General features: G+C 61.6%; 10 protein-coding genes. 6 read left to right on the top strand and 4 right to left on the bottom strand.

Going from position 1 to position 15837, the window contains the following annotated elements; translation table 11 throughout:
• Positions 1-232: 232 nt before the first annotated feature.
• The 4 genes from xdhA (at position 233) to guaD (ending at position 6338) form a co-directional block, all read left to right on the top strand.
• Positions 233-1681 (top strand): xanthine dehydrogenase small subunit, encoded by a 1449-nt coding sequence (xdhA, locus tag BLR69_RS13525; protein WP_071493862.1) that lies wholly within the window; start codon positions 233-235, stop codon positions 1679-1681.
• Positions 1674-4061, top strand: a complete 2388-nt coding sequence (xdhB, locus tag BLR69_RS13530) for a xanthine dehydrogenase molybdopterin binding subunit (protein WP_071493863.1) — start codon at positions 1674-1676, stop codon at positions 4059-4061. The genes xdhA and xdhB overlap by 8 nt, the downstream gene beginning before the upstream one ends.
• A 120-nt stretch (positions 4062-4181) precedes the next feature.
• Positions 4182-5021 (top strand): xanthine dehydrogenase accessory protein XdhC, encoded by an 840-nt coding sequence (xdhC, locus tag BLR69_RS13535; protein ID WP_071493864.1) that lies wholly within the window; start codon positions 4182-4184, stop codon positions 5019-5021.
• A 12-nt stretch (positions 5022-5033) separates the two neighbouring features.
• The gene (guaD, locus tag BLR69_RS13540; RefSeq protein ID WP_071493865.1) at positions 5034-6338 is read left to right on the top strand and encodes a guanine deaminase; all 1305 of its coding nucleotides are present in this window, start codon (positions 5034-5036) and stop codon (positions 6336-6338) included.
• A 140-nt stretch (positions 6339-6478) separates the two neighbouring features.
• On the opposite strand, the gene BLR69_RS13545 is transcribed toward guaD, so the two are convergent.
• The gene (locus tag BLR69_RS13545) at positions 6479-7243 is read right to left on the bottom strand and encodes a GntR family transcriptional regulator (protein WP_015885332.1); all 765 of its coding nucleotides are present in this window, start codon (positions 7241-7243) and stop codon (positions 6479-6481) included.
• A 214-nt stretch (positions 7244-7457) separates the two neighbouring features.
• Between BLR69_RS13545 and BLR69_RS13550 the strand changes: the two genes are divergently transcribed.
• Entirely contained in the window at positions 7458-8648 is a 1191-nt protein-coding gene (locus BLR69_RS13550; protein ID WP_071493866.1) for a benzoate/H(+) symporter BenE family transporter, read from the top strand.
• A gap of 37 nt (positions 8649-8685) precedes the next feature.
• On the opposite strand, the gene BLR69_RS13555 is transcribed toward BLR69_RS13550, so the two are convergent.
• Entirely contained in the window at positions 8686-9030 is a 345-nt protein-coding gene (locus BLR69_RS13555; protein ID WP_003193255.1) for a YggL family protein, read from the bottom strand.
• 238 nt (positions 9031-9268) lie between these two features.
• Here BLR69_RS13555 and dacB point away from each other — a divergent pair, with 238 nt between their 5' ends.
• On the top strand, positions 9269-10729 hold the full coding sequence (gene dacB, locus BLR69_RS13560) for a D-alanyl-D-alanine carboxypeptidase/D-alanyl-D-alanine endopeptidase (RefSeq protein ID WP_071493867.1): 1461 nt from the start codon (positions 9269-9271) through the stop codon (positions 10727-10729).
• Between the two features lie 122 nt (positions 10730-10851).
• On the opposite strand, the gene BLR69_RS13565 is transcribed toward dacB, so the two are convergent.
• Positions 10852-13251, bottom strand: coding sequence for a sensor domain-containing diguanylate cyclase (locus BLR69_RS13565; protein WP_071493868.1), 2400 nt, complete (start codon positions 13249-13251; stop codon positions 10852-10854).
• 201 nt (positions 13252-13452) lie between these two features.
• Positions 13453-15717 (bottom strand): bifunctional 23S rRNA (guanine(2069)-N(7))-methyltransferase RlmK/23S rRNA (guanine(2445)-N(2))-methyltransferase RlmL, encoded by a 2265-nt coding sequence (gene rlmKL, locus BLR69_RS13570; protein ID WP_071493869.1) that lies wholly within the window; start codon positions 15715-15717, stop codon positions 13453-13455.
• Positions 15718-15837: the final 120 nt, after the last annotated feature.

Here is a 15837-nt window from a genome sequence, read left to right on the forward strand (position 1 = left end):
ATTGGCTGGCTGATGGCGCTACGCCCACCGTGGCGAATTTGGCACAGAATAAGCAGCGATGAACAGCCACAAGCCCCCAAAAACGCCGGTTCCAGAAGACTGGACCATAATTGAAAGTGTTGCGATCGCATTTTCTTGACCTTCTGGTCAGAAAATCGTTGACCGAAAAGTCAGAGATGACTAGATTCGGCGCAAAGCGGTTAACAACAATAATGAGTCTGCGAGGCCTTCCGTGATCCAGTTTTTACTTAACCAGGAACTCCGTAGCGAGCACGCCCTGGACCCCAACCTGACCGTGCTCAACTATTTACGTGAGCATTTGGGCAAATCCGGTACCAAGGAAGGCTGCGCCAGCGGCGATTGCGGGGCGTGCACCGTGGTGGTGGGCGAGTTGCACACCGATGATCAGGGCGCCGAGCAGATTCGTTATCGCAGCCTCAACTCGTGCCTGACCTTTGTCTCGTCACTGCACGGCAAACAACTGATCAGTGTAGAAGACCTCAAGCACCAGGGCCAGCTGCATAGCGTGCAACAGGCAATGGTCGAGTGCCACGGCTCGCAATGCGGTTTTTGCACCCCCGGTTTCGTGATGTCGTTGTTCGCCCTGCAAAAGAACAGCGACGCCCCCGACAGCCAGAAAGCCCATGAAGCCCTGGCCGGCAACCTGTGCCGCTGCACCGGTTATCGCCCGATCCTCGCCGCCGCTGAACAGGCCTGCTGCAACAAGCCCCAGGATCAGTTCGACAGCCGTGAGGCGCAGACCATCGCCCGCCTCAAAGCCATCGCGCCAACCCAGACCGGAGAACTCAACAGCGGCGACAAACGCTGCCTGGTGCCGCTCACCGTCGCCGACCTGGCCGACCTCTACGACGCCTACCCGCAGGCCCGTCTGCTGGCCGGCGGCACCGACCTGGCGCTGGAAGTGACCCAGTTCCACCGCACCCTGCCGGTGATGATCTACGTCGGCAACATCGAAGAAATGAAGCGCATCGACGACTTCGACGACCGCCTGGAAATCGGCGCCGCCGCCGCCCTCTCAGACTGCTACACCGCGCTGCACCATGCCTACCCGGACTTCGGCGAGTTGCTGCACCGCTTCGCCTCCCTGCAGATCCGCAACCAGGGCACCCTGGGCGGCAATATCGGCAATGCGTCACCGATCGGTGATTCGCCGCCACTGCTCATCGCCCTCGGCGCGCAGATTGTGCTGTGCAAGGGCAACACGCGTCGCACCCTGGCACTCGAAGACTACTTCATCGATTACCGCGTCACCGCCCGCCAGGACAGCGAGTTCATCGAGAAGATCATCGTGCCGAAAGGCCACACGCTGTTCCGCGCCTACAAGGTGTCCAAGCGCCTGGACGATGATATTTCCGCCGTCTGCGCCGCGTTCAACCTCAAGCTCGACAACGGCGTGATCAGCGACGCCCGCGTAGCGTTCGGCGGTATGGCCGCCACGCCCAAGCGTGCCAAAAACTGTGAAGCGGTGTTGGTCGGTGCCACCTGGAACAGCGCCACTGTGGAAAAGGCCTGCGCCGCCCTGGCCCAGGACTTCACCCCACTGTCGGACTTCCGCGCGAGCAAGGAATATCGCCTGCTCAGCGCGCAGAACCTGCTGCGCAAATACTTCATCGAACTGCAAACGCCGCACATCGAGACTCGGGTGACCGCTTATGTCTAACCATCACGCCGTCGTTAAAACCCAGGCCGAACTCGCCGCACTGTTTGCCCAGGACCTCACTTCCGGTGTGGGCCGCAGCGTCAAGCATGACAGCGCCGCCAAGCACGTATCCGGCGAAGCGCAGTACATCGATGACCGCCTGGAATTCCCCAACCAGTTGCACCTGTATGCCCGCATGTCCGACCGCGCCCACGCCCGCATCATCAGCATCGACACGGCGCCCTGCTACGCGTTTGAAGGCGTGCGCATTGTCATCACCCATGAAGACGTGCCGGGCCTGAAAGACATCGGCCCGTTGATGCCTGGCGACCCCTTGCTGGCGATTGATACGGTGCAGTTCGTCGGCCAAGTGGTGCTGGCCGTTGCTGCGCGTGACCTGGAAACCGCACGCAAGGCCGCCATGGCGGCGGTGATCGAATACGAAGACCTGGAGCCGGTGCTGGACGTGGTCGAGGCGTTTCGCAAAAAGCACTTCGTGCTCGACAGCCACACCCACCAGCGCGGCGATTCGGCCGGCGCACTGGCCACCGCGAAAAATCGCATCCAGGGCACCCTGCACATCGGCGGCCAGGAACACTTCTACCTGGAAACCCAGATCTCCTCGGTGATGCCCACCGAAGACGGCGGCATGATCGTCTACTGCTCCACGCAGAACCCCACCGAAGTGCAGAAACTGGTGGCCGAAGTGCTGGACGTGTCGATGAATAAAATCGTCGTGGATATGCGCCGCATGGGCGGTGGTTTCGGCGGCAAGGAAACCCAGGCGGCCAGCCCTGCGTGCCTGTGTGCGGTGGTGGCACGCCTGACCGGCCAGCCGACCAAGATGCGCCTGCCGCGCGTCGAAGACATGCTGATGACCGGCAAGCGCCACCCCTTCTACATCGAATATGACGTGGGCTTTGACGACAACGGTCGTCTGCACGGGATCAATCTGGAACTGGCGGGCAACTGCGGCTGTTCGCCGGACCTGTCCAACTCGATTGTCGACCGTGCGATGTTCCATGCCGATAACTCGTATTACCTGGGTGATGCCACCGTCAACGGCCACCGCTGCAAGACTAACACCGCATCCAACACCGCCTACCGCGGTTTCGGCGGCCCGCAAGGCATGGTCGCCATCGAGGAAGTGATGGACGCCATCGCCCGCCATCTGGCCCTCGACCCGCTGGCCGTACGCAAGGCCAACTACTATGGCAAGACCGAGCGCAACGTCACCCACTACTACCAGACCGTCGAGCACAACATGCTCGACGAGATGACCGCCGAACTGGAGGCCAGCAGCCAATACGCCGAACGCCGCGAAGCGATCCGCCTGTACAACGCCCACAGCCCGATCCTGAAAAAAGGCCTGGCGCTGACCCCGGTGAAGTTCGGTATCTCGTTTACGGCGAGTTTCCTCAACCAGGCCGGTGCGCTGATTCATATCTACACCGACGGCAGTATTCACTTGAACCATGGCGGCACCGAGATGGGCCAGGGCTTGAATACCAAGGTCGCGCAGGTGGTGGCCGAGGTGTTCCAGGTGGAAATCGACCGCGTACAGATCACCGCCACCAACACCGACAAGGTGCCCAACACCTCGCCGACCGCCGCCTCCAGCGGTGCCGACCTCAATGGCAAGGCTGCGCAGAACGCCGCCGAAACCATCAAGCAGCGCCTGGTGGAATTCGCCGCGCGCAAGTACGACGTGAGCGAAGCGGACGTGGAGTTCCACAACGGCCATGTGCGCGTGCGCGAGCAGATACTGACCTTTGAAGCGTTGATCCAGCAGGCGTATTTCGCCCAGGTCTCGCTATCGAGCACGGGCTTCTACAAGACCCCGAAAATCTTCTACGACCGCAGCCAGTCGCGGGGACGACCGTTCTACTACTACGCGTTCGGCGCGGCGTGCTGCGAAGTGATCGTCGACACCCTGACCGGCGAATACAAGATGCTGCGCACCGACATCCTCCATGACGTGGGCGCCTCGCTGAACCCGGCCATCGACATCGGCCAGGTCGAAGGCGGCTTCATCCAGGGCATGGGCTGGCTGACCATGGAAGAGCTGGTGTGGAACGACAAGGGCAAGCTGATGACCAACGGCCCGGCCAGCTACAAGATCCCGGCCGTGGCCGACATGCCACTGGACCTGCGGGTGAAGCTGGTGGAGAACCGCAAGAACCCGGAAGACACGGTGTTCCATTCCAAAGCCGTGGGCGAGCCGCCGTTCATGCTCGGGATTGCTTCGTGGTGCGCGATCAAGGATGCCGTGGCGAGCCTGGCAGACTACCGCCATCAGCCCAGGATCGATGCACCGGCCACGCCGGAGCGGGTGTTGTGGGGCTGCGAACAAATGCGCCGATTGACCACTGCGACGGCGGTCGAAACTGAACTGGCTTGATCGTTCCCACGCTCTGCGTGGGAATGCCGCCCTGGACGCTCTGCGTCCACTCTTGTGACGCAGAGCGTCACGGTATGCATTCCCACGCGGAGCGTGGGAACGATCTGACTGGAGGTGACTATGAACAACTGGATCAGTGCCCTCGCCGACCTGCAGAACCAAGGCGAACCCTGCGTGCTGGTGACCATCATCGAAGAGCTCGGCTCCACACCGCGCAACGCCGGTTCGAAGATGGTGATCAGTGCCGCGCAGACCTTCGACACCATCGGCGGCGGGCACCTGGAATTCAAGGCGATGCAGATCGCCCGCGACATGCTCGTGCGTGGCCAGCAGAACACCCATCTGGAGCGCTTCAGCCTCGGCGCGAGCCTGGGCCAGTGCTGCGGTGGCGTGACCGTATTGCTGTTCGAACCCATGGGCCAGGTGCAGGCGCAGATTGCGGTGTTTGGCGCCGGCCATGTCGGCCGTGCGCTGGTGCCGTTGCTGGCCAGCCTGCCGTGTCGGGTGCGCTGGATCGATTCCCGTGATCAGGAGTTTCCGGCACATATCCCCCAGGGCGTGCGTAAAATCGTCAGCGAAGAGCCAGTCGACGAAATTGCCGACCTGCCGGCGGGCAGTTACTGCATCGTCATGACCCACAATCACGCGCTGGACCTGGAGCTGACCGCGGCCCTGCTCAAGCGCAATGACTTCGCCTACTTCGGCCTGATCGGTTCGAAGACCAAACGCGTCAAGTTCGAACATCGCCTGCGCGATCGCGGCTTCGACGCCGCGCAACTGCAACGCATGCGCTGTCCCATGGGCCTCACCGAGGTGAAGGGCAAGTTGCCGGTGGAAATCGCCATCTCCATCGCCGGCGAAATCATCGCCACCTATAACGCCAATTTCGGCCAGCACACCGCCAGCGCCGAACCCATTGCCAAACTGCTGCCGGCTTCACGTCGCAGCCAAGCCATTTGAAATGAGATCACCATGCCTCTGACTCGCAAAGCCTACCGTGCCGCCCTGCTGCACAGCCTCGCCGACCCCGCTGAAGTGGGCATCGAAGCGTCCTACGCGTATTTCGAAGACGGCCTGCTGGTGATCGAAAACGGTCAAATCAGCGCCATCGGCCATGCCAGCGATTTGCTGCCGACGCTGCCCGCTGACATCGACATCACCCATTACCAGGACGCGTTGATCACCCCGGGCCTGATCGACACTCACATCCACCTGCCGCAAACCGGCATGGTCGGCGCCTATGGCGAGCAGTTGCTCGACTGGCTCAACACCTACACCTTCCCCTGCGAGAGCCAGTTCGCCGACAAGGCCCACGCCGAAGAAGTCGCGGACATTTTCATCAAGGAACTGCTGCGCAATGGCACCACCACCGCGCTGGTGTTTGGCAGCGTGCACCCGCAGTCGGTGAATTCGTTCTTTGAAGCCGCCGAGAAACTCGACCTGCGCATGATCGCCGGCAAGGTGATGATGGACCGCAATGCGCCGGACCACCTGACCGACACCGCCGAATCCGGCTACCAGGAAAGCAAGGCGCTGATCGAGCGCTGGCACGGTAAGGGCCGCCTGCACTATGCGGTCACGCCGCGCTTCGCGCCGACCAGCACACCTGAGCAACTAGCGCTGGCCGGGCAACTGCTGGGCGAATACCCGGACCTGTACATGCAGACCCACATCAGCGAGAACAAGCAGGAAGTCGAGTGGGTGAAGGAGTTGTTCCCGGAGCGCAGTGGCTATCTGGATGTCTACGACCACTACAAGTTGCTGGGCGAGCGCTCGGTGTTTGCCCATGGCGTGCATTTGTGTGATGACGAGTGTGCGCGGTTGGCGCAGACGGGTTCGGCGGTCGCATTTTGCCCGACCTCGAATTTCTTCCTGGGCAGCGGTTTGTTCAACCTGCCGATGGCCGAAAAGCACAAATTGAATGTGGGCCTGGGCACCGATGTGGGGGGCGGCACCAGTTTTTCGCTGCTGCAAACCCTGAACGAAGCCTACAAAGTCATGCAGTTGCAGGGCGCGCGGTTGAGCCCGTTCAAGTCGCTGTACCTGGCGACCCTGGGCGGTGCTCGTGCGCTGCGGCTGGAAGACAAGATCGGCACGCTGCAACCGGGCACCGATGCAGACTTCCTGGTGCTGGACTACAACGCCACGCCACTGCTGAGCTATCGCCTGAAGCAGGCGAAGAACATTGCCGAGACGTTGTTTGTGTTGATGACGCTGGGGGATGATCGCACGGTGTTGCAGACGTATGCGGCCGGGCAATTGGTGCACCAGCGCTAATTTCAGCCACACAACAAAACCAAATGTGGGAGCGGGCTTGCTCGCGAATGCGCAGTGTCAGTCAACAGATGTATTGACTGATCCACCGCGTTCGCGAGCAAGCCCGCTCCCACATTTTTGTCCCCGGTGAATCAGGGAAACTACAGCTTTATTGAGGAACGACCCGGCTTCTTGGTCTGCAACAAATGCGAAAACACCGCATGCAGATCATCCGACGCGCTCTCTTCATCGAGGTTGAGCTTGCTGTCGATGTGATCCATGTGATGCATCATCAAATTCACTGCCAACGCCGCATCCCGTGCTTCGATCGCATCGATCAACTGGGTGTGTTCATCGTAGGAACAGTGCGAGCGGTTGCCGCTTTCGTACTGGGCGATGATCAATGAGGTCTGGGACACCAGGCTGCGCTGGAAGCTGATCAGCGGCGCGTTCTTCGCCGCTTCGGCCAGCTTGAGGTGGAACTCGCCGGAGAGACGGATACCGGCACCGCGGTCGCCACGGGAAAAGCTGTCGCGTTCGTCGTTGACCATCTGGCGCAGTTCGGCCAGTTGCTCGGCTGTCGCGTGTTGCACCGCCAATTCAGTAATCGCCCGCTCCACCAGACGGCGCGCCAGGAACACCTGGCGTGCCTCCTCGACGCTTGGGCTAGCCACTACCGCACCGCGATTGGGCCGCAACAGCACCACGCCTTCATGAGCCAGGCGCGACAGCGCGCGGCGAATGATGGTGCGGCTGACGCCGAAGATTTCGCCGAGTGCCTCTTCGCTCAACTTGGTACCGGGTGCCAGGCGTTGTTCGAGGATCGCCTCGAAGATATGCGCGTAGACGATATCGTCCTGGGTTCCGCTGCGACCGGCCTTGCCGGCACGCGGTTGTTTCTTGAGAGGTTGCAACTGTTCGTTCATGGGCACTCGGGTTTGGAGAACGGCGGCGAATTAACGGTAATACGGCAACAGCGTGTCGCTGGCAAGTATCACCTAAAAACAGGGCACATTGTACACAACCCAATGCGCCAACACACTGTACGGCTGTTTGCGGCGGCGGCTGTATTGCAATGGGTCGCTGCGTTTGAGTTTAGGCTTGAATCCGCAACTTCCCTGGTAAAAGGAACACCTGTTCATGAACGATGCCGCCCAAGCGCCTCTGCGCCCGCTGGCCGACACTTCACCCTCGGCCGTCGTCGCCGGCTTCATCGCCATGATGACCGGCTACACCAGCTCCCTGGTCCTGATGTTCCAGGCCGGGCAAGCCGCCGGTTTGACCACGGCGCAGATTTCCTCATGGATCTGGGCGATTTCCATCGGCATGGCGGTGTGCAGCATCGGCCTGTCCCTGCGCTATCGCACCCCCATCACGATTGCCTGGTCGACGCCCGGTGCCGCGCTGCTGATCACCAGCCTGGGCGGTGTGAGTTACGGCGAGGCCATCGGCGCGTATATCACCTGCGCGGTGCTGGTGACACTCTGCGGCTTGACCGGCAGCTTTGAAAAACTGGTCAAGCGCATCCCTGCGTCATTGGCGGCGGCCTTGCTGGCGGGGATTCTGTTCAAGATCGGCAGCGAGATCTTCGTCGCCGCACAGCATCGCACCGGGCTGGTACTGGGGATGTTCTTTACCTACCTGATCATCAAGCGCCTGTCGCCACGCTATGCGGTGCTGGCTGCGCTGCTGATCGGCACCGCGCTGTCGGGGTTGATGGGGCTGCTGGACTTCAGCGGTTTTCACCTGGAAGTGGCGACGCCGGTATGGACCACGCCGCACTTCTCGCTGGCGGCGACCATCAGCATCGGCATCCCGCTGTTCGTGGTGGCGATGACCTCGCAGAACATGCCCGGCATTGCCGTACTGCGGGCCGACGGCTACAACGTGCCGGCCTCGCCGCTGATCACCGCCACGGGGCTGGCGTCCCTGGTGCTGTCTCCGTTCGGCTCCCACGGCATCAACCTGGCTGCCATCAGCGCAGCGATCTGCACCGGGCCTCACGCCCATGAAGACCGCAACAAGCGTTATACCGCTGCCGTGTGGTGCGGGGTGTTCTACGGGGTTGCCGGGGTATTTGGCGCGACCTTGGCAGCATTATTCGCAGCTTTGCCCAAGGAACTGGTGCTGTCGATTGCGGCCCTGGCGTTGTTTGGCTCGATCATCAATGGCCTGAGCATCGCCATGAATGAGCCGAAGGAACGTGAAGCGGCGCTGATCACCTTTATGGTCACGGCGTCTGGCTTGACGCTGTTTTCCATCGGCTCGGCGTTCTGGGGGATTGTGGCGGGGGTGTTGACGCTGCTGATCCTGAACTGGCGTAAGGCATAAAAAAACGGCGACCTTCAGGTCGCCGTTTTTTTCAGTATCACTTAGCCGCGTTGATCGGCTTTTCCGGATACCACACGTCCAGCAGCGGGCTGACTTCAGCCTTGGTCAGCTCGGAACGGGTTTTCAGCCAGGCTTCAACGGCAGCACGTTGCTCTTCGGAGACCGAGCCGCGCTTCTGCAGGCAAACCAGACCGTAGTCATCGCCGCCGACGTAGCCCAGGCCGTTGGCTTCCATGGCTTCTTTGATGAATGCTTCGAGGAAAGCGTCGATAGCTTCTTCACTCAGGCCTTCGTTGAAGTCCAGGTTCAGTTCGAAACCCAGCTCTTGAAATTCATCAACGCACAGTTTTTTGCGCAGACGCTGGGAACGGTTAGTCGCCATTGGAACAATCCTCATAAGTAATAACGGGCGGCACTTTAGCAGTTTAAGGCGGCGATTGCCCGATTCTCTGGGACAGGCGGCACAACGCCTGTGAAAAAAACGCCGAATACCCGCTATGGTTCAGCTACAAGTGGCTTAACCTTGGGGCATAATGCCGACACTTTCATGACCATTGAGGGATTTTTCTTATTTACCCCTCGCCTTTTTCACCCTCCTCAGCAGTAGGGTTTTACTTCTTATGATCAAATCGTTGCGTTCCGTCTTGTTTGCCGGTTTTATTCTGCCACTGGCCTTTTCCGTCTCCGCTGCCCCCGTCAACAACACCCTGCCGCCCAATGTTCAACAGGCGCTGGCCAAAGCCAAACTGCAAAACACTGCGCTGTCGTTGGTGATGATCCCCCTGAACGGCCCGGGCACGCCCACTGTGTTCAACGCCGACGTGTCAGTGAACCCGGCCTCCACCATGAAGCTGGTCACCACTTACGCGGCCCTGGAAATGCTCGGCCCCAACCACCAGTGGAAAACTGAGTTCTACACCGATGGCACCCTCAGCGGTGGCGTGTTGCACGGCAACCTGTACCTCAAGGGCGGCGGCGATCCCAAGCTGAACATGGAAAAACTCTGGCTGCTGATGCGCGACCTGCGTGCCAACGGCGTGCAGCAAGTCACCGGCGACCTGGTGCTGGACCGCAGTTTCTTCAACCAGCCGCTGTTGCCGGAATTCAACGACGATGGCAACGACGAGAACAAACCGTTCCTGGTCAAGCCCGACGCGCTGCTGGTCAACCTCAAGGCCCTGCGCTTTGTGACCCGCAATGATTCCGGCCGGGTACTGGTATCGGTCGAACCGCCGATTGCGAGCATCCGCATCGACAACCAGGTCAAGGTGTCCAACGCCAAACAGTGCACCGGCGACGTACGCTATAACCCGGTCACCGCCGCCGACGGCAGCGTGACGGTAACGGTCAGCGGCCAATTGGCCGACGGCTGCAGCTCGCAGACCTATCTGTCGCTGCTGGACCACGCCACCTATACCGCCGGCGCCGTCCGGGCGATCTGGAAGGAACTGGGCGGCACCATCCAGGGCCGTGACATCCAGGCGCCTGTGCCCAAGGATGCCAAGGTATTGGCCCGGGCATTTTCGCCGGACCTGGCGGAAATCATCCGCGACATCAACAAATACAGTAACAACACCATGGCCCAGCAGTTGTTCCTGAGCCTGGGTGCGCAGTTCCGCAACGACGCCGATGGCGACGATGCCAAGGCTGCACAACGCGTGGTGCGCCAGTGGCTGGCGAAGAAGGGCATCACCGCGCCGCACCTTGTGATGGAGAACGGCTCCGGCCTGTCCCGTGCCGAACGGGTCAGCGCCCGCGAGATGGCGGCCATGCTGCAAGCCGCGTGGAAAAGCCCTTACGCGGCGGAATACATCAGCTCGATGCCCATCGCCGGCACCGACGGCACCATGCGCAAACGCCTGAAGACCACCGCCATGCGCGGCGAAGCCCACGTCAAGACCGGCACCCTGAACACCGTGCGCGCCATCGCCGGTTTCAGCCGCGACAACAATGGCAACACCTGGGCCGTGGTGGCGATCCTCAATGATCCGAAGCCATGGGGCGCTTCATCGGTGCTGGACCAGGTGCTGCTGGATTTGTACCGCCAGCCGAAGGCGGTGGCGGCTGCGCCCGTCCTTTAAGAGGTAACGCAGCCCCTGTGGGAGCGGGCTTGATCGCGAATGCGGAGTATCAGTCGCCAAATGGAGTGGCTGGTCTACCGCATTCGCGAGCAAGCCCGCTCCCACATTGGCCTGCGGCGGTCTCAGGCGCGCAGTCTCTCAGCCTCCACCCTGTCCCTGCCCGCCTGCTTGGCCACATACACGGCCGAGTCGGCGCGCAGCAGCAGCCCGTCGATACCTTCATCCACCCGCCAACTGGCCACGCCGAAGCTGGCGGTGACGATGCCTACCGGTTCCATCGGCGCACTGCGCAGCGACGCCCACAACTCCATCGCCAGGCTGTAGGCCTGAGCACCATCGGTGTGCGGGCACAGCACCATGAATTCCTCGCCGCCCAGGCGGCAGAACACATCGGTACGGCGCAGGCGCTGGCTGATGCGTTTGCACAACTCCTGCAATACCCCATCGCCGACGGCGTGCCCATGCTGGTCGTTGATGCGCTTGAAGTGATCGATATCCAGCATGATCACCGACAAGGCCCCCGAGGTGCGGTTGAGCCTGACCATCTCGGCCTTGAGGCGATCCTGGAAATAGCGGCGGTTGTGGATCCCGGTCAGGGAGTCGGTGATGGAGAGCGCACGCAGCTCTTCTTCCACCCGCTTCAGATCGGAAATATCCGACACGTAGCCATGCCACAACGTGCCGCCTGCAGGTAACTCTTCCGGAGTGGCTTCGCCACGAATCCAGCGCAGGCCGCGTTGCGGCAACAGCACCCGATACTCCTCACGCCAATGGCTCAACTGCAATGCCGACAAGCGGATCGATGCGCGTACCCGCTCCGCATCCAGAGGGTGGATGCGCTCGAAGACCTGCTTGGCGTCCTGCTGCAAGACGCTGGGCTCGATTTCATAGATGTCGCGCATGCCGTCGCTGGCGTAGATAAATTTCCAATTGTCCTGAGGCTCCAACGTGAACTGAAAGATGCCGCCGGGTACATGGGCGCTGAGTTTCTTCAGCAGCCGATCCCGGGCCGCCAATGCCTCGTAGGCGCGCTTTTGTTCGGTAATGTCGAGGTAAATCGCCAGGTGACCGATCCACAAACCATGGTCGTCCAGCAACACTGTTCCCAACATGTTCACGGTCAACTGGCTACCGTTCTCGCGGATCAAGGTCCATTCACGGGCTTCGTGCAGGTTGTCGGGGCTTTCCACCAGCATCGCCTGGCTTGCCGGGATGCGTTTGCCCAGGGCCACACTGAGGCTGGCGGAGCGCGCTTCGAGTTCCGACGCCAGGTGCAGGCTTTCCAGGGTCTGCGTGCCCACCACCTGCTCGGCCTTGAACCCCAGCATCTGCTCGGCACCGGCATTGAAGGTATTGATGACACCGCGCAGGTCGGTGGCAATGATGGCGACCTGCGTCGCGGCATTCAGCACACTGCGTAACTGGCCATGGGCGCCGCGTAATTCCTGCTCACGCAGGCGCAACTGCGCCGTGCGCTGCTCCACCAGTTTCAACGCGCGCTGGCGTTGGCTGACCAGCACATAGAGCAACGCGCTGAGCAACAGGCTGAGCAGGCCGCCCATGGTCAGGATAGTGCTCAACGAGGAGTGGTTGGCCTGGTCGAACACCTGGCTCGGGCGCAGTTTCAGGGCATACACATGGTCGCCCAGCGTGAGGCGGCGCGCCCCGACAAGATCACCGCCGGCCACGGTATTGCCGGACTCGAACAGTACGCGCTGTTGCACGTCGGAGGTGTCGATGATCTGCATCACCAGGTTGTCGCGATCCGGCTTGGGCAAACCGTCGGCCACCAACTGGCGCATGCTGATCACCGCCATGACATAGCCGTAGGGCTCATTCTGGGATTGGTCGGAGGTGGGCAAATGACTCACCGGCGCAACCAGTAGAACCCCAGTGGCATAAGCCGGCTCCACCCCCACCAGTTGCATGGGCTGGGACACCGCCAGCTTGCCGGTCTTTTGCGCACGCTCAAGGGTCGAACGCCGCAGGGGCTGGGCCAGCAGGTCAAAGCCGAGGGGAGCGCCCAGCAGGCTTTGGGTCTGGCTGTACAAGACCGGCACGTATTCATCGCGCTCGGGCGCAGGGGCCAGCTCACCGGCCGAATTCAACTCACGGATAACAAAAGGGGTGCCGCGCTGCTCGGACACGGTTTGCTCAAACTGACTGCGCTGTTCGCGATACACCCGGGGCGCCCAGGAGTAAGCACGAGCACGCAGCAGCAAGGGCTGGGCAAACCCATCGAATTCTTCGCGCGACACGTCATCGGAATTGACGAAGAAACGCCGCAGGCTGTTCAGACGCTGTTCCTGGTCTTCGAAGCGTTCCTGCAGGCGGGTATAGCGCTCATTGACCAGCAACTGAAAACGTTGGCGCACCTGTTGCTGATAAAGATCGGCGGCTGCCCAAGCAACGATCGCCGTCAAGGCCAACCCTGCCAGTAATACCACCAACGCCACCAGCCAAGCCGACGCCTGTTCACTGATAAAGCCTAGAATTTTCGGGCGAACGGCTTGCAACGGCATGGGCAACACTCACAGCGCCAGCGTGCGGGGGTGTCACTTTGGCTTGGCCTTAAGTTATAGCCACCGGCCCCGCTTTTGACCAGCGCAAAACAACTGTAGGAGCGAGCTTGCTCGCGAAGAACCTGAGGGCAGCGCATTATTCAGAATTAATGCGGCGCTCTTGAGTTTTTCGCGAGCAAGCTCGCTCCTACAGGGGCGTGATCAGCGCGCGGTGATTTTCCATGCCCGGTGGATCTTCGCATTGCGTGCGAAATCCGGATCGATGGTCTTGTCGCTGATTTCCTCGACCGCGTAGCGTTCGCTGAGGTTGTCCTCCAGCGCGAACTTGCGGAAGTTGTTCGAGAAGTACAGCACGCCGCCCGGTGCCAGGCGCGCCATGGCCAGGTCGAGCAATTGCACGTGGTCGCGCTGCACGTCGAAGATACCTTCCATGCGCTTGGAGTTGGAGAAGGTCGGCGGATCAATGAAGATCAGGTCGAACTCATCGCGGCTCGCCTCCAGCCACGCCATCACGTCACCCTGCTCCAGGCGGTTCTTGTCGGAGAAGCCGTTGAGGGACAAGTTGCGGCGTGCCCAGTCCAGGTAGGTTTTGGACAGATCGACGCTGGTGGTGCTGCGCGCGCCGCCCTTGGCCGCGTGCACACTGGCGGTAGCGGTGTAGCAATACAGGTTGAGGAAACGCTTGCCGGCCGCCTCCTTCTGGATACGCAGGCGCATCGGGCGGTGGTCGAGGAACAGGCCGGTGTCCAGGTAGTCGGTGAGGTTGACCAGCAACTTCACGCCGCCTTCGCTGACCTCAGTGAACTTGCCCTGGGCGCTCTGCCGCTCGTACTGCTTGGTGCCGCTTTGACGCTCGCGGCGCTTGACCACCACGCGGCTCTTGTCGATGTTCAGCGCCTGGGGAATCGCGGCCAGCGCATCGAACATGCGCGCGGAAGCTTTTTCCGGGTCGATGGACTTCGGCGCGGCGTATTCCTGCACGTGGACCCAATCGTGATACAGGTCGATGGCCATAGAGTATTCCGGCATGTCGGCATCGTACACGCGGTAGCAATCCACACCTTCGCGTTTGGCCCACTTGCCCAGCAGCTTGAGGTTCTTTTGCAAGCGGTTGGCAAACATCTGCCCGCCTTCACTCAGGCGCGCCTGCTCGACCACCGGGGCCGGAGCGGGTTTGATCGGGTTACCGTTCTTGTTGTACTGGCGCTCTTGCGGCTCGGCCGGGGCCTGGTCGTAGGCAGCTTGCTCACGCTCGGCCTGGCGCTGTTCCGGGGTGCGACGCTCGCCGGTGACAAACTGGTCCGGGTTGACCTTGATCAGCAGCAACTTGCACGGCAACGCACCGTTCCAGAACGAATACTGCTTGTGGCTACGGATGCCCATGCGCTTGCCCAGGTCCGGCGCGCCGGTGAACACCGCGGCTTCCCAGCCCATGCACGCCTGGCGCAGACGCTCGCCGAGGTTCTGGTAGAGGTACAACAGGCTGGCTTCGTCACCCAAACGTTCGCCGTACGGCGGGTTGCAGATGACCAGACCTTTCTGGTTCTGGTCCGGGCGCGGCTCGAAGGTGCCGACTTCGCCCTGGTACACCTTGATCCAGTGGCTCAGGCCGGCACGCTCGATGTTGTTGCGCGCAGGTTGGATCAGGCGTGGGTCAGCTTCGTAGCCACGGATCCACAGCGGCGGCTTGTTCATGCCGACGGCGGCGCGTTCAGCGGCCTCGGCATGCAGCTTCTTCCACAGCGCCGGGACGTGACCGAGCCAGGTGGTGAACCCCCACAGCTCGCGGTTCAGGTTGGGGGCCATGTCAGCAGCGATCATTGCGCCTTCCACCAGGAAGGTGCCCACGCCGCACATCGGGTCGCTCAGCGCGCCGCCTTCAGCGGCGATACGCGGCCAACCGGCACGGATCAGGATCGCGGCTGCCAGGTTTTCCTTCAACGGTGCCGCGCCCTGCTGCAGGCGGTAACCGCGCTGGTGCAGGCTGTGGCCGGACAGGTCCAGGGACAGGATGGCTTCGCCACGGTCCAGGCGCAGGTGGATACGCAGGTCCGGGTTGATCTTGTCGATGGACGGGCGCTCGCCGGTCGGGGTGCGCAGCTTGTCGACAATCGCATCCTTGACCTTCAGCGCGCCGAAGTGGGTGTTGTCGATGCCCGAACCGTGGCCACTGAATTCAACCGCCAGGGTGCCGTCGGGGACCATGTGGTCGGCCCACTCGATATCCAGCACGCCGTGGTAGAGGTCTTCGGCGTCCTTCATCGGGAAGCGCTTGAGCACCAGCAGCACGCGGTTGGCCAGGCGTGACCAGAGGCACAGGCGGTAGGCGGTTTCCATGTCGGCCATGCCGCGCACGGCCGAGGTGTGCTCGCGGGCTTCCTCAAGGCCAAGCCCGACGGCTTCCTCGATCAGCAGGCCTTCGAGGCCCTTGGGGCAGGTGAGGAAGAGTTCAAAACGGTCCGACATGGGGCATTCCAGGCTTTTCAGCAATAAATGAACGGGCGACGCATCGCCGGCTCGGTTTTCAATCAAGCACTTTTCTTGAAGAGTGCTCGCGTGGCACGAATGTGCCGTCCCACCCCGGCT

The sequence above is a fragment of the Pseudomonas azotoformans genome, assembly GCF_900103345.1.
GTDB lineage: Bacteria > Pseudomonadota > Gammaproteobacteria > Pseudomonadales > Pseudomonadaceae > Aquipseudomonas > Aquipseudomonas azotoformans.

Coding starts and splice junctions, on each gene's coding strand:
- xdhB (WP_071493863.1), top strand. CDS start 1,674: ATGTCTAACCATCACGCCGTCGTTAAAACCCAGGCCGAACTCGCCGCA.
- BLR69_RS13550 (WP_071493866.1), top strand. CDS start 7,458: ATGAACGATGCCGCCCAAGCGCCTCTGCGCCCGCTGGCCGACACTTCA.
- BLR69_RS13545 (WP_015885332.1), bottom strand. CDS start 7,243: ATGAACGAACAGTTGCAACCTCTCAAGAAACAACCGCGTGCCGGCAAG.
- xdhC (WP_071493864.1), top strand. CDS start 4,182: ATGAACAACTGGATCAGTGCCCTCGCCGACCTGCAGAACCAAGGCGAA.
- BLR69_RS13555 (WP_003193255.1), bottom strand. CDS start 9,030: ATGGCGACTAACCGTTCCCAGCGTCTGCGCAAAAAACTGTGCGTTGAT.
- BLR69_RS13565 (WP_071493868.1), bottom strand. CDS start 13,251: ATGCCGTTGCAAGCCGTTCGCCCGAAAATTCTAGGCTTTATCAGTGAA.
- dacB (WP_071493867.1), top strand. CDS start 9,269: ATGATCAAATCGTTGCGTTCCGTCTTGTTTGCCGGTTTTATTCTGCCA.
- rlmKL (WP_071493869.1), bottom strand. CDS start 15,717: ATGTCGGACCGTTTTGAACTCTTCCTCACCTGCCCCAAGGGCCTCGAA.
- guaD (WP_071493865.1), top strand. CDS start 5,034: ATGCCTCTGACTCGCAAAGCCTACCGTGCCGCCCTGCTGCACAGCCTC.